This is a genomic window from Sphingobium salicis subsp. salicis (assembly GCF_049472635.1).
In the GTDB taxonomy this organism is placed as follows: domain Bacteria; phylum Pseudomonadota; class Alphaproteobacteria; order Sphingomonadales; family Sphingomonadaceae; genus Sphingobium; species Sphingobium yanoikuyae_A.
This window is the reverse complement of sequence record NZ_JAYRCS010000001.1, coordinates 4,726,553-4,750,748: the sequence shown is the minus strand read 5'-3', so window position 1 is coordinate 4,750,748 and position 24,196 is coordinate 4,726,553. Positions and strand designations below refer to the sequence as shown.

The 24,196-nt window shown below is 60.6% G+C and carries 27 protein-coding genes and 1 pseudogene; 16 read left to right on the top strand and 12 right to left on the bottom strand.

From position 1 onward, the window contains the following. Positions 1 to 136: 136 nt before the first annotated feature. The 11 genes from guaA (at position 137) to VHN57_RS22860 (ending at position 9,652) form a co-directional block, all read left to right on the top strand. The gene (gene guaA / locus VHN57_RS22910; RefSeq protein ID WP_017499169.1) at positions 137 to 1,708 is read left to right on the top strand and encodes a glutamine-hydrolyzing GMP synthase; all 1,572 of its coding nucleotides are present in this window, start codon (positions 137 to 139) and stop codon (positions 1,706 to 1,708) included. Positions 1,709 to 2,011: 303 nt separating this feature from the next. Further along, positions 2,012 to 3,214: a tyrosine-type recombinase/integrase gene (locus tag VHN57_RS22905; protein ID WP_000954590.1), complete on the top strand. Its 1,203-nt coding sequence runs from the start codon at positions 2,012 to 2,014 to the stop codon at positions 3,212 to 3,214. Between the two features lie 147 nt (positions 3,215 to 3,361). After that, positions 3,362 to 3,583, top strand: coding sequence for a helix-turn-helix transcriptional regulator (locus tag VHN57_RS22900; RefSeq protein ID WP_001179606.1), 222 nt, complete (start codon positions 3,362 to 3,364; stop codon positions 3,581 to 3,583). Between the two features lie 4 nt (positions 3,584 to 3,587). Beyond that, positions 3,588 to 4,415, top strand: a complete 828-nt coding sequence (locus tag VHN57_RS22895; protein WP_001162384.1) for a helicase RepA family protein — start codon at positions 3,588 to 3,590, stop codon at positions 4,413 to 4,415. Continuing rightward, complete coding sequence (gene repC / locus VHN57_RS22890; RefSeq protein ID WP_000743064.1) at positions 4,402 to 5,283, top strand: replication protein C, IncQ-type; 882 nt, start codon at positions 4,402 to 4,404, stop codon at positions 5,281 to 5,283. The genes VHN57_RS22895 and repC overlap by 14 nt, the downstream gene beginning before the upstream one ends. 1,032 nt (positions 5,284 to 6,315) lie before the next feature. Continuing rightward, entirely contained in the window at positions 6,316 to 6,504 is a 189-nt protein-coding gene (locus tag VHN57_RS22885) for a FitA-like ribbon-helix-helix domain-containing protein (RefSeq protein WP_000024442.1), read from the top strand. 140 nt (positions 6,505 to 6,644) lie between these two features. Next, positions 6,645 to 7,424: a P-type conjugative transfer protein TrbJ gene (gene trbJ, locus VHN57_RS22880; RefSeq protein WP_000836966.1), complete on the top strand. Its 780-nt coding sequence runs from the start codon at positions 6,645 to 6,647 to the stop codon at positions 7,422 to 7,424. Positions 7,425 to 7,436: 12 nt separating this feature from the next. Continuing rightward, positions 7,437 to 7,673 (top strand): entry exclusion lipoprotein TrbK, encoded by a 237-nt coding sequence (trbK, locus tag VHN57_RS22875; protein WP_000718002.1) that lies wholly within the window; start codon positions 7,437 to 7,439, stop codon positions 7,671 to 7,673. Between the two features lie 10 nt (positions 7,674 to 7,683). After that, complete coding sequence (trbL, locus tag VHN57_RS22870) at positions 7,684 to 9,111, top strand: P-type conjugative transfer protein TrbL (protein WP_423285680.1); 1,428 nt, start codon at positions 7,684 to 7,686, stop codon at positions 9,109 to 9,111. Positions 9,112 to 9,115: 4 nt separating this feature from the next. Next, positions 9,116 to 9,364, top strand: coding sequence for a hypothetical protein (locus VHN57_RS22865; protein ID WP_000213809.1), 249 nt, complete (start codon positions 9,116 to 9,118; stop codon positions 9,362 to 9,364). Between the two features lie 63 nt (positions 9,365 to 9,427). Then, the gene (locus VHN57_RS22860; RefSeq protein ID WP_000211355.1) at positions 9,428 to 9,652 is read left to right on the top strand and encodes a type I toxin-antitoxin system ptaRNA1 family toxin; all 225 of its coding nucleotides are present in this window, start codon (positions 9,428 to 9,430) and stop codon (positions 9,650 to 9,652) included. Positions 9,653 to 9,688: 36 nt separating this feature from the next. Here the strand turns inward: VHN57_RS22860 and VHN57_RS22855 are convergent, their stop codons facing one another. The 5 genes from VHN57_RS22855 to VHN57_RS22835 form a co-directional block, all read right to left on the bottom strand. Further along, positions 9,689 to 9,892, bottom strand: a complete 204-nt coding sequence (locus tag VHN57_RS22855; protein WP_000131871.1) for a hypothetical protein — start codon at positions 9,890 to 9,892, stop codon at positions 9,689 to 9,691. Positions 9,893 to 10,006: 114 nt separating this feature from the next. Further along, positions 10,007 to 11,074 carry an ACR3 family arsenite efflux transporter gene (gene arsB / locus VHN57_RS22850; RefSeq protein WP_001272375.1) on the bottom strand — a complete coding sequence of 356 codons (1,068 nt, stop codon included), beginning with the start codon at positions 11,072 to 11,074 and terminating at the stop codon, positions 10,007 to 10,009. Continuing rightward, complete coding sequence (locus VHN57_RS22845) at positions 11,071 to 11,577, bottom strand: arsenate reductase ArsC (protein ID WP_000140066.1); 507 nt, start codon at positions 11,575 to 11,577, stop codon at positions 11,071 to 11,073. Before VHN57_RS22845 ends, arsB begins: the two co-directional genes overlap by 4 nt. Beyond that, the gene (gene arsH, locus VHN57_RS22840; RefSeq protein ID WP_001239389.1) at positions 11,574 to 12,341 is read right to left on the bottom strand and encodes an arsenical resistance protein ArsH; all 768 of its coding nucleotides are present in this window, start codon (positions 12,339 to 12,341) and stop codon (positions 11,574 to 11,576) included. The genes VHN57_RS22845 and arsH overlap by 4 nt, the downstream gene beginning before the upstream one ends. Then, positions 12,338 to 12,670: an ArsR/SmtB family transcription factor gene (locus VHN57_RS22835; protein ID WP_000447876.1), complete on the bottom strand. Its 333-nt coding sequence runs from the start codon at positions 12,668 to 12,670 to the stop codon at positions 12,338 to 12,340. The genes arsH and VHN57_RS22835 overlap by 4 nt, the downstream gene beginning before the upstream one ends. A 147-nt stretch (positions 12,671 to 12,817) precedes the next feature. Here VHN57_RS22835 and VHN57_RS22830 point away from each other — a divergent pair, with 147 nt between their 5' ends. The 3 genes from VHN57_RS22830 to VHN57_RS22820 all read left to right on the top strand — a co-directional run bounded on the left by VHN57_RS22830 (position 12,818) and on the right by VHN57_RS22820 (position 15,480). Next, on the top strand, positions 12,818 to 13,555 hold the full coding sequence (locus tag VHN57_RS22830; protein ID WP_001366550.1) for a recombinase family protein: 738 nt from the start codon (positions 12,818 to 12,820) through the stop codon (positions 13,553 to 13,555). After that, on the top strand, positions 13,552 to 13,776 hold the full coding sequence (locus VHN57_RS22825) for a hypothetical protein (RefSeq protein WP_000743213.1): 225 nt from the start codon (positions 13,552 to 13,554) through the stop codon (positions 13,774 to 13,776). Before VHN57_RS22830 ends, VHN57_RS22825 begins: the two co-directional genes overlap by 4 nt. 210 nt (positions 13,777 to 13,986) lie before the next feature. Then, on the top strand, positions 13,987 to 15,480 hold the full coding sequence (locus VHN57_RS22820) for an IS91-like element ISCR2 family transposase (protein WP_423285675.1): 1,494 nt from the start codon (positions 13,987 to 13,989) through the stop codon (positions 15,478 to 15,480). Between the two features lie 235 nt (positions 15,481 to 15,715). Here the strand turns inward: VHN57_RS22820 and VHN57_RS22815 are convergent. The 3 genes and pseudogenes from VHN57_RS22815 to VHN57_RS22805 form a co-directional block, all read right to left on the bottom strand. After that, positions 15,716 to 15,958: pseudogene (locus tag VHN57_RS22815) on the bottom strand (phosphoglucosamine mutase); the annotation flags it as partial. A gap of 86 nt (positions 15,959 to 16,044) precedes the next feature. Then, positions 16,045 to 16,860 (bottom strand): sulfonamide-resistant dihydropteroate synthase Sul2, encoded by an 816-nt coding sequence (gene sul2 / locus VHN57_RS22810; protein WP_001043260.1) that lies wholly within the window; start codon positions 16,858 to 16,860, stop codon positions 16,045 to 16,047. Positions 16,861 to 17,344: 484 nt separating this feature from the next. After that, on the bottom strand, positions 17,345 to 18,181 hold the full coding sequence (locus tag VHN57_RS22805) for a LysR family transcriptional regulator (RefSeq protein ID WP_423285673.1): 837 nt from the start codon (positions 18,179 to 18,181) through the stop codon (positions 17,345 to 17,347). 101 nt (positions 18,182 to 18,282) lie between these two features. On the opposite strand from VHN57_RS22805, the gene VHN57_RS22800 reads away from it, so the two are divergent. Next, positions 18,283 to 19,743: an amidohydrolase family protein gene (locus VHN57_RS22800; protein WP_423285671.1), complete on the top strand. Its 1,461-nt coding sequence runs from the start codon at positions 18,283 to 18,285 to the stop codon at positions 19,741 to 19,743. 4 nt (positions 19,744 to 19,747) lie between these two features. Here the strand turns inward: VHN57_RS22800 and VHN57_RS22795 are convergent, their stop codons facing one another. Beyond that, positions 19,748 to 20,524 carry a carbonic anhydrase gene (locus VHN57_RS22795; protein WP_004209850.1) on the bottom strand — a complete coding sequence of 259 codons (777 nt, stop codon included), beginning with the start codon at positions 20,522 to 20,524 and terminating at the stop codon, positions 19,748 to 19,750. Between the two features lie 96 nt (positions 20,525 to 20,620). Between VHN57_RS22795 and VHN57_RS22790 the strand changes: the two genes are divergently transcribed. Next, complete coding sequence (locus tag VHN57_RS22790) at positions 20,621 to 21,805, top strand: aminotransferase (RefSeq protein WP_423285669.1); 1,185 nt, start codon at positions 20,621 to 20,623, stop codon at positions 21,803 to 21,805. Here VHN57_RS22790 and VHN57_RS22785 read toward each other — a convergent pair. From VHN57_RS22785 to VHN57_RS22775, 3 genes are all read right to left on the bottom strand, one after another. Continuing rightward, entirely contained in the window at positions 21,760 to 22,272 is a 513-nt protein-coding gene (locus tag VHN57_RS22785; protein ID WP_423285667.1) for a hypothetical protein, read from the bottom strand. The genes VHN57_RS22790 and VHN57_RS22785 overlap by 46 nt on opposite strands. 120 nt (positions 22,273 to 22,392) lie before the next feature. After that, positions 22,393 to 23,178 carry an SDR family NAD(P)-dependent oxidoreductase gene (locus VHN57_RS22780; RefSeq protein ID WP_423285665.1) on the bottom strand — a complete coding sequence of 262 codons (786 nt, stop codon included), beginning with the start codon at positions 23,176 to 23,178 and terminating at the stop codon, positions 22,393 to 22,395. A gap of 133 nt (positions 23,179 to 23,311) precedes the next feature. Then, entirely contained in the window at positions 23,312 to 24,142 is an 831-nt protein-coding gene (locus VHN57_RS22775; RefSeq protein ID WP_423285663.1) for an alpha/beta fold hydrolase, read from the bottom strand. Positions 24,143 to 24,196: the final 54 nt, after the last annotated feature.

Here is a 24,196-nt window from a genome sequence, read left to right as displayed (position 1 = left end):
CAAACAAAAGGAAATCACAGCATCATCCGATTTACCCTAATCGGATGATGCTCTGAACCGGGAAAACTGGACATATCGGGGCGGTGCGACTAACCGGGCGCGAATCCCTTCCACCGCTCGACATAAAGGCGATTCGATGACGCTGCCCCTTCAGGATTCCATCCTTATCGTGGACTTCGGCAGCCAGGTGACTCAGCTCATCGCCCGGCGCGTGCGCGAAGCCGGCGTCTATTCCGAGATCGCCCCCTTCACCCAGGCCCAGGCCGCGTTCGACCGCATGAAGCCCAAGGGCATCATCCTGTCCGGTTCGCCCGCCGGCGTGCCGGAGGAAGGCAGCCCGCGTGCGCCGCAGGCCCTGTTCGACGCCGGCGTGCCGATCCTGGGCATCTGCTACGGCCAGCAGGTGATGAGCCATCAGCTGGGCGGCGAAGTGCGCCCCGGCCACGAGACCGGCGAAGGCGGCGAATTTGGCCGCGCCTTCCTGACCGTGACCGAACCCTGCGCCCTGTTCGACGGGCTGTGGGAAGTCGGCGAACGGCATCAGGTGTGGATGAGCCATGGCGACAAGGTCACGAAATTCGCGCCCGGCTTCAAGATCGTGGCGGTGTCGGACGGCGCCCCCTTCGCGGTGATCGCCGACGAGGAACGGAAATTCTACGGTACGCAGTTCCACCCCGAAGTCGTGCATACGCCCGACGGCGGCAAGCTGATCGCCAATTTCGTCCGCCATGTCTGCGGCCTCGCCGGCGACTGGACCATGGCCGAATTCCGCCAGGTCAAGATTGCCGAGATTCGCGAGCAGGTCGGCACCGGCCGGGTCATCTGCGGCCTGTCGGGCGGCGTCGATTCCGCCGTGGCCGCCGTGCTCATCCATGAAGCGATCGGCGACCAGCTGACCTGCGTGTTCGTCGATCATGGCCTGATGCGCCTGGGCGAAGCCGAGCAGGTGGTCAGCCTGTTCCGCGAACATTATGGCATCAAGCTGGTCCATGTGAACGCCGAGGAGCGCTTCCTGGGCGGTCTCGCCGGCCTCACCGACCCGGAAAAGAAGCGCAAGTTCATCGGCGGCGAATTCATCGCCGTGTTCGAGGAGGAAGCCGCCAAGATCGGCGGCGCCGACTTCTTGGCGCAGGGCACCCTCTATCCCGACGTGATCGAGTCGGTGTCCTTTACCGGCGGGCCTTCGGTGACGATCAAGTCGCACCATAATGTCGGCGGCCTGCCCGAACGCATGAACATGAAGCTGGTCGAGCCGCTGCGTGAACTGTTCAAGGACGAAGTGCGCGTGCTGGGCAAGGAACTGGGCCTGCCCGACATCTTCGTCGGCCGCCATCCCTTCCCTGGCCCCGGCCTTGCCATCCGCATCCCCGGCGAAGTGACCAAGGAACGCTGCGACATATTGCGCAAGGCGGACTTCATCTATCTGGAGGAAATCCGCAACGCGGGCCTCTACGACGCGATCTGGCAGGCCTTTGCCGTGCTGCTGCCGGTCCGCACCGTCGGCGTGATGGGCGATTACCGGACCTATGACAGCGTCTGTGCGGTGCGCGCGGTCACCTCGACCGACGGCATGACCGCTGACATCTATCCCTTCGACGCCGCTTTCCTGAGCCGCGTCGCGACCCGCATCATCAACGAGGTCAAGGGCATCAACCGCGTGGTCTACGACTACACCTCGAAGCCCCCCGGCACGATCGAGTGGGAATGATTCCGCGTCTGGCACAGCCAGGCACCTGATGGCATGAAATGCCGCTAAGCCCGCGTAATTGCGGGCTTTTTTTGTTTGTGTTTGGCACGATCTGGCAACGGGAGGAAGCGCCAAGCACCGTTTGAGCATGGCATTAAAGCTGGTATTATGGTTTGGCGATGCCATGATTGATGCCGATACCATGCTGCGTTCTTTTGTGTGTTCATGGTATTAATATTCTATAAGTTACTGTTTCGTAAGAAAAAATACGATAAATTCGAGATTTTTTCAGCATGGTATCGGAGACGAAGAAGGACAAGGTACATGCTGACCGATACCAAGCTGCGCAATCTCAAGCCCAGGGACAAACTCTACAAAGTGAATGACCGGGAAGGTCTCTATGTGGCAGTGACTCCAGCCGGCTCCATCTCGTTCCGTTACAACTACTCAATCAACGGTCGGCAGGAGACCATCACCTTTGGGCGTTATGGTGTCGGTGGCATCACCCTGGCCGAAGCCCGCGAGCTGTTGGGTGACGCCAAGAAGATGGTTGCGGCGGGCAAGTCGCCGGCCAAGGAGAAAGCCCGAGACAAGGCGCGGGTGAAAGATGCAGAGACGTTCGGTGCCTGGGCGGAGAAGTGGCTGCGTGGCTACCAGATGGCCGACTCCACCCGCGATATGCGCCGCTCGGTTTATGAGCGTGAGCTGAAGCCGAAATTCAGCAATCAGAAGCTGGTGGAGATCACCCACGAAGACTTGCGGGCGCTGGCTGATGCCATTGTTGAGCGAGGCGCACCGGCCACCGCCGTTCATGTGCGTGAAATCGTGTTGCAGGTATTTCGCTGGGCCATCGAGCGTGGGCAGAAGGTCGAAAACCCGGCAGAACTGGTGCGCCCAACAAGCATCGCTCGATTCGAGCCACGTGACCGAGCGTTGACGCCAGAAGAAATTGGGCTGATGTACCAGTACATGGAGCGAGTGGGCACAAGCCCAACAAACCGTGCGGCGGCCAAGCTGTTATTGCTGACGATGGTGCGCAAGAGCGAGCTGACCAATGCGACCTGGAGCGAGATCAATTTCAGCGAAGCGTTGTGGACGATTCCAAAGGAGCGGATGAAACGCCGTAACCCGCACCTGGTATTTCTGTCCCAGCAGGCTCTGGATATTTTCATTGCCATGAAAACCTTTGCCGGTGGTTCCGACTTCGTTTTGCCATCACGGTACGACTCGGATGCGCCGATGAGCGCTGCCACACTTAACCAGGTGCTGACGCTGACTTACAAGGCGGCGCAGAAAGATGGGAAGTCACTTACCAAGTTCGGACCGCATGATTTGCGGCGCACAGCCAGCACGCTGTTGCATGAGGCCGGCTACAACACCGACTGGATCGAGAAGTGCCTGGCGCACGAGCAGAAGGGCGTGAGGGCTGTCTACAACAAGGCTGAGTACCGCGAGCAGCGGGCGGCGATGTTGCAGGATTGGGCCGATATGATTGATGAGTGGACTTCGGGAGGCAGTAAGGGTTGATGTTTTTGCTATCTTTGATAGCATTGAAGTTGATGCCGTGAATTTATAAATAAGGCCGCCATTGGCATCGGGCAGGTCAATTACCGATTAGCTGCTTCGCGCAGCTACTCGATGAATAGCAACTATTCATTTGAGAGGTATTGACCCATGCAAAATATAAAGACCCTCATCAACAGGAAGAAGCTCCTGGAGATGATCCCGCTTTCGACACGAACAATTTATAACCTGGAGCAGCGAGGGGATTTTCCACGCCGTATCGCGTTAACCAGTAGAAATGTCGCCTGGGATTTGTCAGAGGTCGAAGAGTGGATTGAGGCACGTAAATCATCGGGTGATCAAGCTGCGCGACCTGGCCCTATAGAGGGCTAGTTATATGGCTCTTGATCTTATGGCGGCTTTCACGGAATTGCCGCCACCCATTGATTATGTTCTGCCTAATATGGTTGCTGGCACTGTTGGTGCTCTTGTGTCGCCTGGTGGGGCTGGTAAATCCATGTTGGCCCTTCAATTGGCTGCACAGATTGCAGGCGGGCCTGATTTACTTGAAATAGGCGAGTTTCCCACCGGGCAAGTGGTCTATCTGCCTGCTGAAGATCCACCGGCCGCTATTCACCATCGTCTGCACGCCCTTGGGGCACACCTCAGCGCAGCGGAACGGCAAGCCGTGGCTGATGGTTTGCTCATTGAACCCTTGATCGGTAAATGCCCAAACATCATGGCTGCTAGCTGGTTCGATGCTCTCAAACGAGCCGCTGAAGGTCGTCGCTTGATGATCTTGGACACTTTGCGGCGCTTCCACATTGAGGAGGAGAACGCTAGCGGGCCGATGGCGCAGGTTGTTGGGCACATGGAGGCCATAGCCGCTGATACAGGCTGCTCCATTGTGTTTCTGCACCACGCGAGTAAAAGCGCAGCCATGATGGGGTCGGGCGATCAACAGCAGGCCAGTCGTGGATCGTCCGTACTGGTTGATAACATCCGTTGGCAATCGTACCTATCCGGCATGACGCAAGGCGAGGCCGAGATACTGGGGGTCGATGATTGTCAGCGTGGGTATTTTGTCCGCTTTGGCGTCAGCAAGGCCAACTATGGCGCACCTTTTCAAGAACTCTGGTTTAGACGGCACGACGGCGGCGTGTTGAAGCCTGCTGTACTGGAGCGGCAGTGCAAGGTGAAAAGGAGACAGCGTGAAGAAGCCTAAGCATGACCTGACCCACGTCCGACATGATCCCGCGCACTGTTTGGCACCTGGCCTGTTCCGCAGCCTCAAGCGTGGCGATCGCAAACGCTGCAAGCTGGACGTGACCTACACCTTTGGCGAGGACGAATCCATGCGTTTCGTCGGATTCGAACCTCTCGGGGCCGATGATATGCGTCTTTTGCAAGGCATCGTGGCCCTTGGCGGCCCGAACGGCATCTTGCTAACCCCGGAACCGACCAGTGAGACGGGGCGACAGCTACGGCTATTCCTTGAACCCCGTTTCGAAGCCATTGAGCAAGACGGCTTGGTGGTTCGTGAGAGCCTGACCAAACTGCTCTCAGAAACGGGCATGACGGATAGCGGCGACAACATCAAGGCGCTCAAAGCCAGCCTGCTGCGCATGTCGAACGTCACCATCCTTGTGACGAAGGGACGGCGGCAAGCCGCGTTCCACCTGATGAGTCATGCTTTTGACGAGACGGACGGCAGGCTATGGGTTGCCCTGAATCCGCGTATTGCCGAAGCGATCCTGGGGCATCGTCCATATGCCCGTATCGACATGGCGGAAGTGCGGGTGCTACAGACTGATCCGGCACGGCTGATGCACCAACGGCTATGCGGCTGGATCGACCCCGGCAAATCCGGGCGCGTGGAACTGGACACGCTTTGCGGCTATGTCTGGCCAGATGAAGCCAATGCCGAAGCTATGAAAAAACGCCGTCAGACTGCCCGGAAGGCACTGGCCGAACTTGCCGCCGTGGGTTGGGTAGTGAACGAATACGCCAAGGGAAAATGGGAGATCAAGAGGCCTGGCCCCACGGCAACTGCACCCGTTTACCGTCGTAACGTTCCCTTGTTACCGTCGTAACGCTCCCCTTCTGCCGTCGTAACGTTCCCCGTCCCAATTTGGAAAACCCAGACGGTGCGCTGCTTTGCGGGCAGTTTGGGAAATCCATCCAAGATTATCTAAAGATAATCCATCATGCGCGGTGCAGCTCGCGCCTTGAGGGCGCGTTCTGACCTTGCCAATAAAGCCCTGGCGGGCTTTATTAATCGGCCATAGGCCGATGGTTTAACGCCAAGAAGAGAAGGCGGCTTCAGTGGCCGCTGAAACGCCTTGTGAGAGGGGAAAACAACCCGGAGTCCCTTATTCCATGAGCTGAAGCAGAATCTGCGTCTAACGGTGCTGGAGGGCCGCTGTGTGCACTTGTAGTTATCTGTACTGAAACCTTGGCTCGAAACGTGAAATGGCTAAGCAGTGCCCATTCGTTCGGTAAGAATAATAAGAAGATTATTATTCTTATTATTACCAAGCAGGAATGAGCCGTGTGTGTTGGACGCCCATAACCAGTAACCTGCGTGAAGGTGTCAACATCAGGAAAGGTTGCCCCTCAAGTATCAATACGTCGCCTTAGTGGTATGACGGGAGGGGAGGCAAATTTCTTGTGTTCATTGACACTTGAGGGGCGGGTTATGCCCTTCTTTTTTGGCGTCCAACTCGCCCCATCGGGGCGAATGGTTTGTGTCGATTGTTGGCATTTTAGGTTCCGATTTAAAGCCGATTGAGCAGCGATTTTGAAGCGACTATGTCGATTGCAGGCCGATTTGGTGACGATTACGGTTATGTTGCCAAGAATCGGTGTTTGTTTGACGATAAAACGCTTTACGTTCGATATGCGCTAGATTTTCAATAGTGGGTGAAATGCGGGCAGGATGGGTGAAGTTAGCTAACCGGCAAGCCGGTTATCTATCTTCACTGTCCCTTATTCGCGCCGGGGGCACTCAACGGGAATCCTGCCCTGCGGGGCTGATCGGCTACCGCCGGTTGCAAGAGTATAGGTCTTGCTATTTTTAATATCTTTGATAGCATGGTTGTCGGGTACACCAAAAGGGTATTGATATGGCAAATGTGCTTATCAGGAATTTACCCGCCGAGGTGCACCGTGCGTTGAAAGTTCGAGCAGCGCTCAACGATAGGAGCACCGACGCGGAAATACGCGAAATACTGACGGCGGCAGTACAGCCGCTAGAGCTTGAAGAGATTGGCCGGGAAGTTGGCTTGTCCGAAAGCGATAAAAAAACAGAGTAGTTTTACGTTTGTAAGTCCGGGCCTCAGCGCCAAGGGCAATACCGATCAGCTAGTGGCGTAGCTCTTCGATGAAACGTTGCCGAGAACAAGCACAACGCTTGGTCAAGGCAATGCCTTCTTTTCATCGACGGAGTACGACCATGAAGTCCAAAATTTTAGCGGCTAAAAAAACCGCTCTAGCCGTTGCACTCGCAACCGGCTTTATCACCACTACCACCGCCCCTGTGCAAGCTGGTATCCCCGTCATCGACGGCGGCAACCTGGCCCAGAACATCATGACGGCCATCGAGTCGGTGGCGCAGACGCTCAAGCAGATTGAGCAGTACCAGACCCAGTTGCAGCAGTACGAAAATCAGCTCCAGAACACGATGGCCCCAGCCGCGTATATCTGGGATCAGGCGCAGACTACGATCAACCGGCTGATTGCCGCGCAAAACACGCTGGCCTATTACGAGAACCAGCTAGGCAGCCTGGATCGTTACCTGGCCAAGTTTCAGGACGTGGCCTATTACCGCAGCTCGCCATGCTTCAACGGCAGCGGCGGATGCACGCCGGCCGAAAAGGCAGCGATGGAAGAGAACCGCCGCCTGGCGTCAGAGTCGCAAAAGAAGGCCAACGATGCCCTGTTCCAGACCGTTGCCGACCAGCAAAAGGCTTTGAAGGATGACGCCCGTACCCTGGAGCGGCTGCAAGGCGCGGCCCAGGGTGCAACTGGCCAGCTACAGGCCATCGGCTACGCCAACCAGCTCGCCAGCCAGCAGGCCAATCAGCTCTTGCAGATTCGCACCATGTTGACCGCCCAACACAACGCGGAGGCAGCCCGGATTGCAGCAGAACTCGATGCCGAGGCGCGAGGTGATGCCAGGGCCGAGCAAATGCGTACCTGGACGTTTCGCCCGAGTCCGGCAGACAACTACTAGGGAGGCGGTGAGATGAAAAAAATCTTTTTTACTACCGCGGCTACGTTGCTGTTGTTGGCTGGATGTGAACAGGAAAGGATGCCCGAACCAAATGCGGCGACGTGTGCCCCCGATGCGTTCCAGGCAGCACTGAATGAAATGCGCAGCGAAGCGAACCGAGAGGCCTTTACCGAGGAATGCAGAGCATTCCAGAAGGCCAAGCAGATGCGTCAGTGGGAGTTCAAGCCCAGCCCTAAAGATGATTATTGAGGTGGTCGCCATGAGAAAGAAAATTGCTCTAGGTGGCTTGATGATGGTCGCCACAATGGTGCTGGCTGAACCTGCAATGGCGCAGGAGCTAAGTAGCAGCGGTGTTATGAATGATGTGCTCAAGCGTTTTCATGATGCTGCCGCAACATGGGGGCCAGCTATTGAGTCCGCTGCATCGCGTTTGTTCTGGACGCTGGTTGTGATTTCGATGGTCTGGACATTCGGCATGATGGCTTTGCGCAAGGCCGACATTGGCGAGTTCTTCGCGGAGTTCGTTCGCTTCACGATCTTCACCGGCTTTTTCTGGTGGTTGCTGACGAATGCGAACCAGGGCATGAATATCGCCGGTACGATTGTTCAGTCATTGCAAACTCTGGGCGCGCAGGCGGGGGGACTTTCCAATAGCAATCTTGGGCCCTCCAGCATCCTTGATCTTGGTTTCGAGTTATACAACCGCACAGTACAGGCCACCTCGGAGCTGGGATGGCGGCAGATGGCAACTGCTCTGGTCATGGAGCTAATGGCCCTGGCTGTTTTGTTTGTCCTGGCGTTGATTGCGGTCAACCTGTTGCTGTTGCTCGCATCAGCCTGGATTCTGTTGTATGCCGGTGTGTTCTTCCTTGGCTTTGGTGGAAGTCGTTGGACTTCCGACATGGCGATCAATTACTACAAGACCGTGCTGGGCCTGGCCGCACAGCTTATGGCAATGGTGCTTCTGGTTGCGATTGGCAAAGAGTTCATCAATCACTACTACACGCAAATCAGCGAGAACATGGCATCCCAGGAACTGGCCGTGATGTTGGTTATATCGGTCATCTTGCTTTTCTTGGTCAACAAAGTTCCGCCGATGATTTCTGGTCTTGTGTCTGGTGGTGGTATTGGCGCAGCCGGTGGAATTGGAAACTTCGGTGCGGGTGCGGCAGTTGGGGCGGCGGTGACGGCGGCCAGTATGGCAACTGGCGGCGCTGCCCTGGCAGGTAAAGCGGTTATGGGTGCCGCAGCCGGTGCAGCCGGAGGTGCAAGTGCACTCCAAGCGGCTTTTCAGAAAGCATCAGCGAGTATGGAAACCGGCGGTGACATGTCCAGCATGGGGTCAGTTGTCAGCAGTGGCGGAAACGGTGGTGGTGAAGCGGGTACTGCTGGCAGTAGCCGATTCGCCCAAGCGGCTGGCTTTGGTGACAGCGGCAGTAGCTCAAGCGGTGGCGGCTTTGCCAAGGCCGCGAAGCTGGCCACAGGCACGGCCTCCGAGTTAGCCAAGGGTGTCGGCTCTCAAGTGAAGCAGGGATTCCAGGAGCGAGTGAGCGAAACCACAGGCGGAAAACTGGCTGCTTCGATACGCGAAAGCATGGAGCCGAAAGAAGCAAGCCAATCTGGCCAGTTCGAGGGCAATAGCTTGGGCGCCGATTCTGGCCCAGATAGTAACGAAGTCAGGAGTTAGCACGATGACGACATCAACATACATGGCCGCATTGGCGGCCCTGGATGAAGCGCCAAGGGAAGAAGTCAGCCAGGTATTTATTTCGCCGCTGGGTGATCAATCGACCGAGGTCGATGCAGAGACAGAAACAGCCGCTTTTGTATCACGGCCAGACCCTATGAGAGAGAGCGAAACTAAGCCGATAAGTATTGAGGTTAATGGCGGCAGGAATGAGCGGTCAGCATTCGCGGAGGCGGCGGGGCTGTACCTGTAGGCGCACCGGGCTGGCCACAACCAGCCCGGCACTTTCAATCAACACCTACTGGAGAGGTGAATTATGACAACACAACATATTATCGAACCAGGGCAAGCAGTGCATCAAGCAGCGGCTATTCTTTCTTCTTTGGAGTACATCAACCAAGCGGAAGCGCGGAGCCTTGGGCCATTGGCCGAAGCCGTCGCTAATGCTTTTATGGTGGTGTACTACCAAGCTGAAACGGGCCGGGCGACACAGGCTGATTTTCAAGAAGCAATGAACGCCTTGCGCCAAGCGTGCAGCTAATGACGAAAGGGCGGCCACTCGAACTGGCCGCCTTTTTCAATCTTCACTGTTTGGCCATTCCCGACCCACAGACGGCGCATCCATCCATTCGCGTTCCTCCGGCGGCAGCGGGTAAGCCCCGGATGCTTCCGCGTCGGCCAGTAGTTCGGCCAGTGTGTAGCGCACCCGACCAGTGGAAACGGCGCGGGCCGGGTCGGCCTTCTCATGCAGCCTGTTCTCTAGGTTCTTTGGGTCTGTCATCGGGCGACCTCAGCAAGCATGGATACTAGGTGTTCCAGGTCAGTGATCGAATGCGCCAGGAAGCGGCCGGCGCGGCAATCTGCAATCATTTCCTCAGTTTTTTCCTACTCATGTTCAACCTCGTTCGTACCAGCTCTTCGAGCGATTCACCACGCGCACGACCAGCAGCATCACCGGCACTTCGACCAGGACGCCGACCACGGTTGCCAATGCAGCGCCGGAGTGCAGACCGAACAAGCTGATGGCGGCCGCCACGGCCAGCTCGAAGAAGTTGCTGGCACCGATCAGGGCCGAAGGACAGGCGACAGAGTGCTTTTCCCCCGCCCGCTTGTTCAGCCAGTAGGCTAACCCGGAATTGAAGAACACTTGAATCAAGATCGGCACGGCTAGCATGGCGATCACTAACGGCTGCCGGATGATGGCCTCGCCCTGGAAGGCGAACAGTAGAACCAACGTCAGCAGCAGCGCGGCCATCGACCACGGCCCGATCTTCTGCATGGCCCGTTCAAAGGCGGCCTGTCCTTGCTTGAGCAGATGCCGCCGCAAGAGCTGCGCCAGGATCACCGGCACGATGATGTAGAGCACGACCGAAATCAGCAGCGTGTCCCAAGGCACCGAGATCGAGGACATGCCCAGCAGCAGGCCGACGATGGGCGCGAAGGCCACGATCATGATGGCGTCGTTCAGAGCCACTTGCGAGAGCGTGAAAAGCGGGTCGCCGTTGGTAAGGCGGCTCCACACGAACACCATTGCCGTGCAGGGCGCGGCGGCCAGCAAGATCAAGCCCGCGATGTAGCTGTCCAGTTGATCGGCCGGCAGGAACGGAGCGAACACTTGTCGGATGAACAGCCACCCCAGCAGGGCCATCGAGAATGGCTTGACGGCCCAATTCACGAACAGCGTGACGCCGATGCCGCGCCAATGCTCTTTGACCTGGTGCAGCGCCCCGAAGTCGATCTTGACCAGCATCGGGACGATCATTACCCAAATCAGCAGGCCCACCGGCAAATTGACCTGGGCCACTTCCATGCGGCCTATGGCCTGGAACACGTCAGGAAGGCCCTGGCCGAGCGCAACACCGGCGACGATGCACAGGGCCACCCACAGCGTCAGGTAACGCTCGAAGCCGCTCATCGGGGCCTGGCGCGGCTTCGCGGCGATGGCCTGTGCGCCGGCGCTCATGCTTCCTGCTCGGTCTTGCCGATGTTCGCCAGCTCGCGCTTGATGGCCGTCTGGTCAAGCATTTTGAGAGGCAGATTCACGAACAGGCGGACGCGGTTCATCATGTGCCGGAAGGTTTGTTCGAAGGCCCGGCGCTTCTCGGCGTCAGTGCCTTCGACGGCGGCCGGGTCTTCAAATCCCCAATGCGCCGAGATCGGCTGACCAGGCCACACCGGACACATTTCGCCGGCGGCGTTGTCGCAGACGGTGATGATGAAGTCCATCTTCGGTGCGTCGGGCGTGGCGTACTCGTCCCAGCTCTTGCTGCGCAGATTCTCGGTCGGGTAATTCACCGACTCCACCTTTTCGACGGCGAAGGGATTGACCTTGCCGGTTGGGTGACTGCCGGCGCTGTAGGCGCGGAAGCGCCCTTGCCCCATCGTGTTGATGAGAGCTTCGGCCATGATGCTGCGCGCCGAATTGCCGGTGCAGAGGATGAGGACGTTATAGATTCTTTCGGTCATGATGTTTCGCTTTCTGGTAGTGGCTGGGGAGCAATGGCGATGGATGAAAGATCGGTGGCCTCGTCGATGACGTGGCCGGCCGCTTTCCGTTCGGAATAGCGGTCTGTCAGTGCTTCACGGTGCGGCCGTACCAGCGCCGTGAAGCGCACCAGTTCTTCCATCACATCGGCTATTCGGTCGTAGTACGGCGAGGGCTTCATGCGGCCCGCCGCGTCGAACTCTTGGAACGCTTTGGCGATACTCGACTGGTTCGGAATGGTGAACATTCGCATCCAGCGGCCGAGCAGACGCAAGGTGTTCACGGCGTTGAAGCTCTGCGAGCCGCCGGATACCTGCATCACGGCCAGGGTGCGGCCTTGGGTCGGCCGGATGCCGGCCATTTCAAGCGGCAGATGGTCAATCTGCGCCTTCATGACACTGGTAATCTGACCGTGGCGTTCCGGGCTGCACCAGACTTGTCCCTCTGACCACTCGGACAGGGCGCGCAGCTCCTTGACGGCCGGGTGATCGTCGCTTTGCACTTGATCGGGCAACGGCAAATCGGACGGGTCGAAGATGCGTGTTTCTGCGCCAAAGAATTGCAGCAGCCGGGCCGCTTCCTCGACGGCCAGCCGTGAGAACGAGCGGGCGCGCAGCGAGCCATACAGCAGCAGGATACGCACCGGCGGGGCGTCGGGTGCCAGCCCGAGCGCCGGGCGCTCGATGGCAAAGGATTTGTCCAAAGCGGGCAAAGAATCGGGGTCGGAAAGATGGCGAAGTCTCATGCCAACACCTTCCCGGCTTCCGTGGTGCAAGACAGGTTGCACACCTGGCCGCCGCAGCAGTTTTCCGTGAGAAAGGCCACCAGGTTAGTGGCCGTCGAAAAGTTCGCCTCGTAGATCACAAATCGGCCTTCTTGCCGCGACGTGACCATGCCGGCGTGTGCCAGCTCTTTCAGGTGGAAGGATAGCGAAGACGGCGGGATGCCGGCCGCTTCGCTGATTTTTCCGGCGGCCATGCCGGCGGGGCCGGCCTGGACGAGAAGCCGGAACACCGCGAGGCGCGATTCTTGAGCGATGGCCGCCAGGGCGGCTACAGCATTTATCGTTTCCATGTTTCAATAATAGTCGAAATATGGAGTGTGCTCAATAGCTCATTTAAGCTGTAAAAATGAGCTAGGCGCATTTAGATCGATATGTGATAAATTGGCCTGCCAGTTTAAGATGGGTGCATTTGAGTATGCCCAAAGGAGCCCGCAAGTATGCGCAGGACGAAGCCAGTAGCCGCGCCGATGGTGGCGCGGGTCTATCTGCGCGTCAGCACCGACGCGCAGGACTTGGAACGCCAAGAGGCGATCACTACGGCCGCGAAGGCCGCCGGCTACTACGTCGCCGGCATCTACCGTGAGAAGGCATCCGGCGCACGCGCCGACCGGCCTGAGCTGCTGCGCATGATCGGCGACCTACAGCCCGGCGAGGTGGTCATTGCCGAGAAGATCGACCGCATCAGCCGCCTACCTTTGCCCGAGGCCGAGCGCCTGGTGGCCTCGATACAGGCCAAAGGCGCACGCCTGGCCGTCCCTGGCGTGGTCGATCTATCCGACCTGGCGGCCGAGGCCCAGGGCGTCGCCAAGATCGTGCTGGAAGCCGTGCAGATCATGCTTTTTCGCCTGGCCTTGCAGATGGCCCGCGACGACTACGAGGACAGGCGCGAACGCCAGCGCCAAGGCATTGAGTTGGCCCGCCAGGCCGGGCGGTACAAGGGCCGCCGTGCTGATCCGAAGCGCCGCGCCCAAGTTGTCGCGCTGCGCAAGTCCGGCTACAGCATCAACAAGACCGCCGAGCTGGCCGGGTACAGTGCGGCCCAGGTGAAACGGATATGGGCCGAGGTCAGCCAGGCCGAAGCGAAGCAGCACGGCGCGTTCGTGGAGGACGCATTGACGGAAGCCGATGCCCTGGCCGCTGTCGGCCAGGATGAGCGCCAGGAGGAAAGGGCATGAAGAAGCCGAACCAAGACGACGAGCCGTTTTTCATCACCGAGGAGATTGCGGCCGAAATGATCGCCGGCGGCTATGAGTTCGAGCTGCCGCCCATTCCTTGCACCATCCGCCTACGCGACGTGCTGGAGCGCATGACCGATGCTGAGCTAGCATTGCAGCCGGGCGAGATCGCCGACCAGGAGCGTGAACGCTGCCGGCGCAAGCCGTGTTCAACCTCATGATCTGGTCATGGTATTTTTCATGGCACTGAGCCTGATAGTTCTTGCAAATTGTTGTCACTAAAGGGTTTTGTGTGCTTGTTTACAATCGAGTGGGAGTGACGGGCACTGGCTGGCAATGTCTAGCAACGGCAGGCATTTCGGCTGAGGGTAAAAGAACTTTCCGCTAAGCGATAGACTGTATGTAAACACAGTATTGCAAGGACGCGGAACATGCCTCATGTGGCGGCCAGGACGGCCAGCCGGGATCGGGATACTGGTCGTTACCAGAGCCACCGACCCGAGCAAACCCTTCTCTATCAGATCGTTGACGAGTATTACCCGGCATTCGCTGCGCTTATGGCAGAGCAGGGAAAGGAATTGCCGGGCTATGTGCAACGGGAATTTGAAGAATTTCTCCAATGCGGGCGGCTGGAGCATGGCTTTCTACGGGTTCGCTGCGAGTCTTGCCACGCCGAGCACCTGGTCGCTTTCAGCTGTAAGCGTCGCGGTTTCTGCCCGAGCTGTGGGGCGCGGCGGATGGCCGAAAGTGCCGCCTTGCTGGTTGATGAAGTACTGCCTGAACAACCCATGCGTCAGTGGGTGTTGAGCTTCCCGTTTCAGCTGCGTTTCCTGTTTGCCAGCCGGCCCGAGATCATGGGGTGGGTGCTGGGCATCGTTTACCGCGTCATTGCCACGCACCTGGTCAAGAAAGCGGGCCATACCCACCAAGTGGCCAAGACGGGCGCGGTCACCCTGATCCAGCGTTTTGGATCGGCGCTCAATCTGAATGTTCACTTCCACATGCTGTTTCTCGACGGTGTGTATGTCGAGCAATCCCACGGCTCAGCGCGTTTCCGCTGGGTCAAGGCGCCGACCAGCCCAGAGCTCACCCAGCTGACGCACACCATCGCCCACCGGGTGGGTCGCTATCTGGAACGGCAAGGCCTGCTGGAACGGGATGTCGAAAACAGCTATCTGGCCTCGGATGCGGTGGATGACGACCCGATGACACCCCTGCTGGGGCACTCGATCACTTACCGTATCGCTGTCGGTTCACAGGCGGGGCGAAAGGTGTTCACTTTGCACACTCTGCCGACCAGTGGTGATCCGTTCGGTGACGGGATTGGCAAGGTAGCCGGGTCCAGCCTGCACGCCGGCGTGGCGGCCAGGGCCGATGAACGCAAGAAGCTCGAACGGCTGTGCCGGTACATCAGCCGCCCGGCGGTATCCGAGAAGCGGCTGTCGTTAACACGAGGCGGCAACGTGCGCTACCAGCTCAAGACGCCGTACCGGGACGGCACCACGCACGTCATTTTCGAACCATTGGATTTCATTGCAAGGCTGGCCGCCCTGGTACCGAAGCCCAGAGTCAACCTAACCCGCTTCCACGGGGTGTTCGCACCCAACAGTCGGCACCGGGCGTTGGTCACGCCGGCAAAACGGGGCAGGGGCAACAAGGTCAGGGTGGCTGATGAACCGGCAACACCAGCACAACGGCGAGCGTCGATGACATGGGCGCAACGGCTCAAGCGTGTTTTCAATATCGACATCGAGACCTGCAGCGGCTGCGGCGGCGCCATGAAAGTCATCGCCTGCATTGAAGACCCTATAGTGATCAAGCAGATCCTTGATCACCTGAAGCACAAAGCCGAAACCAGCGGGACCAGGGCGTTACCCGAAAGCCGGGCGCCACCGGCTGAGCTGCTCCTGGGTCTGTTTGACTGACGAGCCTGAAGGCCAACGATACCAATCAAAATGCTGCGTTCACAGCGCCGCGGCAGGGATCCGCCGTGCTGGTTGTCGGAAAAGGAGCCGCTAGTGGGAAAGAGGAGGGTAAATTTTCAGCGTTGCTGGCTCCCCGTCAGCCGGATTGGGTTGCATCGCAGGGGTGTCGAAAGAGTCAACTGCGGTCCAAAGCTGTTGGACTTGGGTGAAAAGGGCGTTTATTCTTCCTATACGTTGTCGGCAGCGGGCCAAAAAGGAATACGTCCATGCCCATCGAGGTGAAACCGGCTGTGAGCGCGGGTTCAAGCATATAGCCCGACAGGCGCGTATCCTTGCCGATCACGACACGATGGCGGTGGTCACCGCGACGAAAGACACGGCCAGCCGCCATGCCGACGCGCAAGGCGGTTTCCGCCGTCATCGCGCCTTCGTTGGCTTTGCCACGAATACCGTCTGTGCCGAAATATTTGCGCACCATAAGGTCGATTATCCTGTCGTCGGGTCGCCCTCAAAGGGGACATGCCTGCTGAACCGCGAATATAGAGAAATATCCCGAATGTGCAGTTAACGAATTCTTGCGGTTTCTTTCAGCGCCGCCAATACCGCCAGCCCGTCGCGCAAGGGGCGCGGCTCGTGTGTGCGGATGAAGTCAGCTCCACCTGCGGCGGCGGCAAGCTCTGCAGCGAGTGTCGCGGCCCCGACATCCCCCGGACCACGGCCTGTGAGCGCGCGCAGAAAGGATTTGCGCGAAACAGACAGAAGCACCGGCAAATCGAAGCGCAGCCGCAATTCATCGAACCGCGCCAGCACCGAGAGCGAGGTTTCGGGAGCAGCCCCCAGAAAAAACCCCATGCCGGGATCAAGGACAAGGCGGTTGCGTTTGATACCGGCACCCGTCAGCGCCGCGATGCGCGCGTCAAAGAACGCCGCAATGTGATCCATGATGTCGCCAGCGGGTGCCTCGCGCCGATCTGCCTGCCCGTCTTGCACCGAATGCATAACGACGAGTTTGGCAGATGATTTCGCCAATTGCGGATAGAACGCAGCGTCTGGAAAACCGCGAATATCATTGAGATAGGCCACACCACGCGACAAGGCATAGGCTTGCGTCGCGGGTTGATAACTGTCGAGCGAGACGGGAATGCCATCTGCCTTGAGCGCGTCCAGCACCGGCGCGATACGCGCGATTTCTGTGTCGGACGAAACAGGCGCGGCGTCGGGATTGCTGGATGCCGGACCGAGGTCGATCACATCTGCCCCCTCGGCCATCAGCTTACGCGCCTGCGCAATGGCTGCGTCTGGCGCCAGATACCGGCCTCCATCGGAGAAACTGTCCGAGGTTATGTTGACGATGCCGAAAATGATGAGCGATTTATTCATGGGGGCTTCTATAATAATAATAATCGAGCATGAGTCTCATACGGATGCTCGGGTCGAAAGGGAATCCCCAGGCGAGTAACCTGTTTGCGGTGATCCATTAGCTGCAGGAGCAGAAGAGCATACATCTGGAAGCAAAGCCAGGAAAGCGGCCTATGGAGCTGTGCGGCAGCGCTCAGTAGGCAATTTTTCAAAATATTGTTAAGCCTTTTCTGAGCATGGTATTTTTCATGGTATTACCAATTAGCAGGAAAATAAGCCATTGAATATAAAAGATAAAAATGTCTTGTTTACAATAGAGTGGGAGTAAAGCCGAAATAGCGAATGTCCGGGGGACATTCGCCGGCTTTACTCGGCCGCGCGAGCGGCCGTGGGTATCGAACTCAATCGCCGTCCGGGGGACGGCGATCCGGTTTATTCGGCACCGCAAGGTGCAGCACCACTTAGACCTAGTTGCGGCCGCGCAAACAGCCGCAGCCCTTGCCGCTTACCGCTCCGCCAGCACCGCCGCCATCTGCGCAACCAGTTCGGCGGTCGGCCCGGCATCGTCCCAGGCATAGAGCGACACCCGCATGGCGGCCTCTTCCCCGAACGGCGCATAGGGTCGCACCGCCCGCCCGGCCGCCGCGCGCATCGGCACCAGCGACAGGCCCATGCCCGCCTCCACCGCGGTCAGCACGCTGGTGAGGTCGCTGCCCGTGAAGGCGACATGGCAGCGCCGCCTCTCCCGCCCGATCCGGTCGAACATCGCATCGCGATAGAGGCCGCCCGCGGGAAAGGCGACCAGCGGCAACGGATCGGGCCAGTCGCCCTGCCGGTCCGCGCTTTCATGCCAGCCGATCGGTTCGGCGAAACTCGCGCGACAATCGGCGCTCGGCGTCGGTTCCTTGACAGCAATGATGTCAAACTCGCCCGCGCGGTATCGGCGCGTGAGATCGCGGCTCAGGCCGGTGGTGACGTCCAGCCGCACCGCCCGATATTGCTCGGAAAAACGGGCGAACACCCGCATCATGGCGCGACTGGCAATGTCGTCGGGCAGGCCGATGCGGATCGACGCGCTGCCGGCCGGATCGGCAAGCAGGCTTTCCGCCTCCTGCTGCAGCGACAGGATGCGCCTTGCATGGCCCAGCAGCCGCTCGCCCGCCGCCGTCGGCCGCACCGGCCGCGCCGCCCGATCGACCAAGACATGCCCCACCGCCTGTTCCAGCCGGCCGAGCTGCTGGCTGATGGTCGACTGGGTCATGTGCAGCCGCTGCGCCGCGATGGTGAAGCTGCCGCTGTCGGCGATCGCGACAAAGGCACGGAGCAGGCGCGGATCGAGCATGGCATTCCATTTGGATTATGAATGATTGCCATTCATATATGTTGTTTGTCGATAATGCAGCCCCCGCCTATCCTGCGCCCGCAAAAGAACCGGGGATTTTCATGAAGACGCTTCTTGCCGCGCTGCTGGCCGCCACTGCCCTGTTGCCCCTGCCCGCCGCGGCAAAGACCGCGCCGGCCCGCGCAGACCTGCTGATCCGCCATGCGACGCTGGTCGATGTCGAGCATGGTCGTCTGATCCCCGACCAGACCGTCGCGACCCAGGGCGACCGGATCGTCGCGGTCGGCGACGACGCCGCGATCGCCGCCGCCTGGCGCGCGGGCAAGAATGTCGAGGCGAAGGGCCGCTACCTGATCCCCGGCCTGTGGGACATGCATGTCCATTTCGGCGGCGGGCCGGATCTGATCGAAGAGAATAAGGCGCTGCTGCCGCTCTATATCGCCAATGGCATCACCACCGTGCGCGATGCGTCGGGCGACCTGCCCTATGATGTGCTGCGCTGGCGCGGCGAGATTGCCGACGGGCGGCTGTTCGGCCCGACCCTGCTGAGTTCCGGCCCCAAGATCGAGGGGATCAAGCCGGTGTGGAAGGGCACGCTGGAAACCGGGTCGCAGGCCGATGTCGACCAGGCGATCGCTAAGCTGAAAGAACTGAACGTCAATTTCGTCAAGATCACCGACAGCACCCTGAAACCCGAACTGTTCCTCTATGCCGTGCGTCAGGCGCGCGGTGCCGGGCTGCGTGCCTCGGGCCATATCCCGATGGCACTGACCGTCGGTCAGGCGATCGAGGCCGGGATCAGCTCGATCGAGCATATCGACTATGCCCACAAGGCGGGCGTGAAGAACGAGGCGCGGATCACCGCCGATTTCGCCGCCGGCAGGATCGACCGGGCACAGGCGAGCGCGCAACTGGATGCCGGCTTTGACGAGGCTACCGCCATGGCGGCCTATCGCGACATGGCTGCACGCGGCGTGTTCGTGACGCCGACGCTCAGCATCTCGCGCACCGTCGCCTATCTCGACAAGGAGGATCACAGCGCTGACCCAGAACTGGCCTATATCGGCCCGCGCCTGCGCAAGACCTATGACTGGCGGATCGAGCGCGCGGCCAAGGCGACACCCGATCAGATCGCCCAGCGCCACGCCATTTACGAGCATAATGCCGCGATCCTGCCGCTGTTGCAGCAGGCCGGCGTCACCATCATGGCCGGCACCGATGCCGGCTTCCTCAACAGCTTCGACTATCCCGGCTTTGCCCTGCACCAAGAACTGGCGCTCTATGTCGATCGCGGCCTGACCCCGGCCCAGGCGCTGGCCAGCGCCACCCGCGCCGGCCCGGCCTGGTTCGGCCTGCTAGACCGCTATGGCGCGGTGGAGGAAGGCAAGCAGGCGGATATGGTGCTGCTGACCGCCAATCCGCTGGAGGATATCCACGCCACCAAGGCGATCGACGCGGTGATCCTGCGCGGCACATTGCAGGACCGCGCCCGGCTCGACGCGCTGCTGGCAGAGACGAAGGCGAAGGTCGCCGCCTGGAATGCGGCGGCGACCCGGCCCTGACGGATCAGCCGCGCATCAGCATGTCGGCCGGCACCGGCAGCATGTCGACCTTGCCGGTTGCCACGTCATAAACGGCGGCGACCACCTTCAGCGTGCCCGCTTTCACCTTCTCCTCGATCACCGGCGAGGCGTTGACCAGAGTCGCCGCCTGCACCAGCGCATTGGTGCGGGTGACGATGGCCGCATCCTTGCTGCGGGCGAGATAGAGGGCGGGCAGGATCGCGGGGAAGAGCGCACTGATCTGGCCCGGCACCTCGGGATTGTCGATCGCCGCCTTTACCGCGCCGCAATTGCTGTGGCCCATGACCACCAGCGCCTTCAGCCCCAGCACCGCCACGCCATATTCCAGGCTGGCGACGATTTCCGGCGTGGTGATGTTGCCGGCGATGCGGGTGACGAACAGCCGGCCGATATATTCGTCGAACACCATCTCCACCGGCACGCGCGAGTCGGCGCAGGAGAGGACGCCGACCACGGGCCACTGCCCCTCGGCCGCGCGCGCCTTGATGATCGACAGGTCCTGCAGATGGGCGGTCGGCTTGCCGGCGACGAAGCGGGCGTTGCCGGCCATGATCTCGGCCAGGGCGGCGTCCGGCGTCATCGACGCATCCGGGCCGTCGGCGGGGGGCGCCGCCATTGCGGGTGCGGCCGGCAAGGCGGCCATGGCCACCCCGCCCGCCATCGTCATCGCTGTCAGAAAAGCGCGGCGGGAGGGCGCGGCGCCATCCTCCTCCTGCGTCCCGTGCGGCTGGTCATGCATGCCATCGACGTCCGAACACATGGATCTGTCTCCCTGTGATGAGGAGGCGCCATGATGCCGGACCGGTTTGCGCGAGGCAATGGAAAGACCTAGACCGCTGGCATCGCCGACGATCCGATGGAGCCCCGCTTGCCCGACACCCGACTTGGCCATCCCGTCTATCGCGACATGCCGACCACCATTTTCGAGCATATGTCGGCGCGCGCGCGGGAAACCGGTGCGATCAATCTGGGGCAAGGCTTTCCCGAGGGGCCGGGACCGCAGGCAGTGCTGCAGGCGGCGGCGGATGCGCTGCTGACCCGCTCCAGCCAATATCCGCCGATGCCGGGCCTGATCGAACTGCGCACGGCGCTGGCCGATCATTATGCCGGACGTCAGGGCCTCGACCTCAGCCCGCAGGACATCATCGTCACATCGGGCGCGACCGAAGCGATCGCCGCCAGCCTGCTGGCGCTGGTGCGGCCGGGCGACGAGGTGTTGATGCTGGCGCCGCTCTATGATGCCTATCTGCCGCTGGTCGAGCGGGCTGGCGGCGTGGCCAGGGTGGTGAAGCTGACGCCGCCCGACTGGCGCGTCACCCGCGACGCGCTGGAGGCGGCGATCACGCCCAAGACCCGCATCCTGCTGATGAACAATCCGGTCAATCCGACCGGCATCGTGCTGCGCGAGGCGGAACTGGCGCTGCTGGCGGATCTGTGCGTCAGCCATGACCTGATCGCGCTGTGCGACGAAGTCTGGGAGGAAACCGTCTATGACGGGCTGCCGCATCGCCCGCTGATCGGCTTTCCCGGCATGCGCGAGCGTACGGTCAAGATCGGGTCGGCGGGCAAGATCTTTTCCGTCACCGGCTGGAAGGTCGGCTGGATGTGCGCCGCGCCGCCGATCGCCACCCTGCTCGCCCGCGCGCACCAGTTCCTGACCTTCACCACCCCGCCCAACCTGCAATGGGCGGTGGCGCAGGGGCTGGGCTGGCCCGATGATTGGCTCCGCGACCAGCGCGCCGCCTATCAGGCGTCGCGCGATCGGCTGGCGGCGGGTCTCATCAAGGCGGGCTATGTCGTGCAGCCCAGCGGCGCCACCTGGTTCCTGTCGATCGACCTGCCCGCGTCCGGCATTACGATAGACGATGTGACCTTCTGCAACCGGATCATCGACGAAGCGGGGGTTGCGGCGATCCCGATCTCCGCCTTCTATCCCGACGATCCGGTCACCCATCTGGTCCGCCTCTGCTTCTCCAAGTCGGACGCGACGCTGGATCAGGCGATCGAGCGGCTCGCCGCCTTCCGCGCGAGCCTTGGCTGACGCAGGATCGCCGCGCCCAGGATCAGCATGAGGACCAATAGAAGGCCTTGTGCGGCCAGGAAGGGCGGCTCCGTGCCGGTCGGTGCCAGCCGGTTGAGCGCCGGCACCTTGAGGAAGCTCTGTACGACAGCCACGAACAGGTTGAGCCACAGGGCGATGATTGCGGTCACCGCATAGACGCCCCGCGCCCGGCCCCGCAGGCCAAGGCCGTAAAAGGCGGCGAAGGCGATAATCAGTACCAGCGTCGAGAGGATGCCGACGCCGATCGCCGGGGTGAAGCCGCGAAAGGGAAAGAGGAAGCCGGTCAGGCTGGTGAGCAGGGTCGTCACCAGGAACAGGCCCTGCACTTTTGGCAGGACATGCCCCTTTGCCATGGCCGGCAGGGCGACAAGGCCGCTGACGATGCCGACCAGACTGATCGCGACATGCAGGGCGATGAAGGCGGGAATGGAAAGACCGAGGATCATGATTTTTCTCCCTGGGAAATTCCCGTCACCCCCGCGAAAGCGGGGGTCCATCTCCCAACGATGCATCCAGACGCAAGGCCAGGAGATGGATTCCCGCCTTCGCGGGAATGACGAAAGAGGTCAGGCGGTCACCCGATACCGGGGCGCCGCATCCTTGAGCGACAGGTTGGGCCGAAGCGCGGCCCGCGCGGCGAGATAGGCGTCGAGATCGGCATTGTCCGGCAGCGCCGGAATGGTGATCGCCTCGCCCATGTCGAGCCCAGCCAGTGCCGCGTCGACCATCACCTCGACATCCATCACCATGTGCGGCGGCAGGCCGGCAATCTGCTCCGCCGTCCAGATGGCGGTGCGGGTGATGCCGGGCAGCACCGCCTGCACCTTCACGCCCTTGCCGCCAAGTTCGACCTGCAGCGCCTCGGTAAAGGCCAGCACATAGGCCTTGGTCGCGGGATAGACGGCGGTGAAGCCGTCCGGCATCAGCGCCGTGACCGACGTGATGTTGATCAGCGTGCCCCCGCCCTTCGCCGCCAGCCGCGGCGCAATGGCGCGGGACAGCCGCGTCACCGCCAGGATGTTGAGGTCGATCAGGCCGGTGAGATAGGCCGGGTCGGTCTCGACAAAGGCCTGTTCCCCGGCGATGCCGGCATTGTTGACGAGGCCGGTGATCGCGTCATCGTCGCGCAGCCGCGCCTCGACCCGCGCCAGATCGTCAGCTTGTGACAAGTCGGCGGCGATCACTTCGACGCTGACGCCGCTGTCGGCGCGCAGGCGAGCGGCCAGCGCCTCCAGCTTGTCGGCGCGCCGGGCGACCAGGATCAGATTGGCTCCGCGCTTGGCGAAGCGATCGGCATAAACCGCGCCGATACCGTCCGACGCGCCGGTAATGAGGATGGTGTCTTTGGTCATGGGATGTCTCCTTTGAAAGACTATTTTCCCGTTCGGGCTGAGCGAAGTCGAAGCCCTTGCCTGAGCGAAGCGAAGGCACCTCGCTCCGCTCGGTGGAACCCTTCGACTTCGCTCAGGGCGAACGGTATTTGTGTCAGCCGTTGATGAAAGCGAGCAGGTCGGAATTGAACCGGTCCTGGTGAGTCTGCGTCAGCCCATGGTCGGCGCCTTCATACACGATCAGCACCGCATCCGTAACGATCTTCACCGTCGACAGGGCAGCCGCGCCGATCGGCACGATCTGGTCGTCATCGCCATGGAGGACGAGGGTAGGCACATCGACCTTCGCCAGGTCGGCATGGAAATCGCTTTCGGAAAAGGCGCGGATCGAGTCGAGTTGCCCCTTGAGGCCACCCATCATCCCCTGCCGCCAGAACTCCTCGCGAATGCCCTCGGAGATGACCGCGCCGTCCCGGTTATAGCCGTAGAAGGGGATGGTCAGATCCCTGAAGAACTGGCTGCGATTGTCGAACGTGCCCTTGCGGATGCCGTCGAACACGTCGATCGGCAGGCCGCCCGGATTGGCTTCGGTCTTGAGCATCAGCGGCGGCACCGCGCCGATCAGCGCCAGCTTGGCGACCCGGCTGGTGCCATGGCGGCCGATATAGCGGGTGACTTCGCCGCCGCCGGTCGAATGGCCGACTAGGATGACGTCGGACAGATCCAGCGCCGCAATCAGGTCAGCCAGATCGTCGGCATATTGGTCCATATTATTATTGTCCCACACCTGGTCCGACCGGCCATGGCTGCGGCGGTCATGGGCGATGGTGCGGAAGCCCTGATTGGCGAAATAGACCATCTGCGCGTCCCAGGCGTCGGCGCTGAGCGGCCAGCCATGGGAGAAGATAATCGGCTGGCCGTCGCGCGGTCCCCAATCCTTGTAGAAGATGCGGGTGCCGTCCTTGGTGGTGACATAGTTGCTCATGTGAAATTCCCTTCTTCTGTTCCAGAAGGGCGTCCTTCACGCCCTGTGCTTGCA

Coding starts and splice junctions, on each gene's coding strand:
- guaA (WP_017499169.1), top strand. CDS start 137: ATGACGCTGCCCCTTCAGGATTCCATCCTTATCGTGGACTTCGGCAGC.
- VHN57_RS22905 (WP_000954590.1), top strand. CDS start 2,012: ATGCTGACCGATACCAAGCTGCGCAATCTCAAGCCCAGGGACAAACTC.
- VHN57_RS22900 (WP_001179606.1), top strand. CDS start 3,362: ATGCAAAATATAAAGACCCTCATCAACAGGAAGAAGCTCCTGGAGATG.
- VHN57_RS22895 (WP_001162384.1), top strand. CDS start 3,588: ATGGCTCTTGATCTTATGGCGGCTTTCACGGAATTGCCGCCACCCATT.
- VHN57_RS22885 (WP_000024442.1), top strand. CDS start 6,316: ATGGCAAATGTGCTTATCAGGAATTTACCCGCCGAGGTGCACCGTGCG.
- trbJ (WP_000836966.1), top strand. CDS start 6,645: ATGAAGTCCAAAATTTTAGCGGCTAAAAAAACCGCTCTAGCCGTTGCA.
- trbK (WP_000718002.1), top strand. CDS start 7,437: ATGAAAAAAATCTTTTTTACTACCGCGGCTACGTTGCTGTTGTTGGCT.
- trbL (WP_423285680.1), top strand. CDS start 7,684: ATGAGAAAGAAAATTGCTCTAGGTGGCTTGATGATGGTCGCCACAATG.
- VHN57_RS22865 (WP_000213809.1), top strand. CDS start 9,116: ATGACGACATCAACATACATGGCCGCATTGGCGGCCCTGGATGAAGCG.
- VHN57_RS22860 (WP_000211355.1), top strand. CDS start 9,428: ATGACAACACAACATATTATCGAACCAGGGCAAGCAGTGCATCAAGCA.
- VHN57_RS22855 (WP_000131871.1), bottom strand. CDS start 9,892: ATGACAGACCCAAAGAACCTAGAGAACAGGCTGCATGAGAAGGCCGAC.
- arsB (WP_001272375.1), bottom strand. CDS start 11,074: ATGAGCGCCGGCGCACAGGCCATCGCCGCGAAGCCGCGCCAGGCCCCG.
- VHN57_RS22845 (WP_000140066.1), bottom strand. CDS start 11,577: ATGACCGAAAGAATCTATAACGTCCTCATCCTCTGCACCGGCAATTCG.
- arsH (WP_001239389.1), bottom strand. CDS start 12,341: ATGAGACTTCGCCATCTTTCCGACCCCGATTCTTTGCCCGCTTTGGAC.
- VHN57_RS22835 (WP_000447876.1), bottom strand. CDS start 12,670: ATGGAAACGATAAATGCTGTAGCCGCCCTGGCGGCCATCGCTCAAGAA.
- VHN57_RS22830 (WP_001366550.1), top strand. CDS start 12,818: ATGCGCAGGACGAAGCCAGTAGCCGCGCCGATGGTGGCGCGGGTCTAT.
- VHN57_RS22825 (WP_000743213.1), top strand. CDS start 13,552: ATGAAGAAGCCGAACCAAGACGACGAGCCGTTTTTCATCACCGAGGAG.
- VHN57_RS22820 (WP_423285675.1), top strand. CDS start 13,987: ATGCCTCATGTGGCGGCCAGGACGGCCAGCCGGGATCGGGATACTGGT.
- sul2 (WP_001043260.1), bottom strand. CDS start 16,860: ATGAATAAATCGCTCATCATTTTCGGCATCGTCAACATAACCTCGGAC.
- VHN57_RS22805 (WP_423285673.1), bottom strand. CDS start 18,181: ATGCTCGATCCGCGCCTGCTCCGTGCCTTTGTCGCGATCGCCGACAGC.
- VHN57_RS22800 (WP_423285671.1), top strand. CDS start 18,283: ATGAAGACGCTTCTTGCCGCGCTGCTGGCCGCCACTGCCCTGTTGCCC.
- VHN57_RS22795 (WP_004209850.1), bottom strand. CDS start 20,524: ATGTGTTCGGACGTCGATGGCATGCATGACCAGCCGCACGGGACGCAG.
- VHN57_RS22790 (WP_423285669.1), top strand. CDS start 20,621: ATGGAGCCCCGCTTGCCCGACACCCGACTTGGCCATCCCGTCTATCGC.
- VHN57_RS22785 (WP_423285667.1), bottom strand. CDS start 22,272: ATGATCCTCGGTCTTTCCATTCCCGCCTTCATCGCCCTGCATGTCGCG.
- VHN57_RS22780 (WP_423285665.1), bottom strand. CDS start 23,178: ATGACCAAAGACACCATCCTCATTACCGGCGCGTCGGACGGTATCGGC.
- VHN57_RS22775 (WP_423285663.1), bottom strand. CDS start 24,142: ATGAGCAACTATGTCACCACCAAGGACGGCACCCGCATCTTCTACAAG.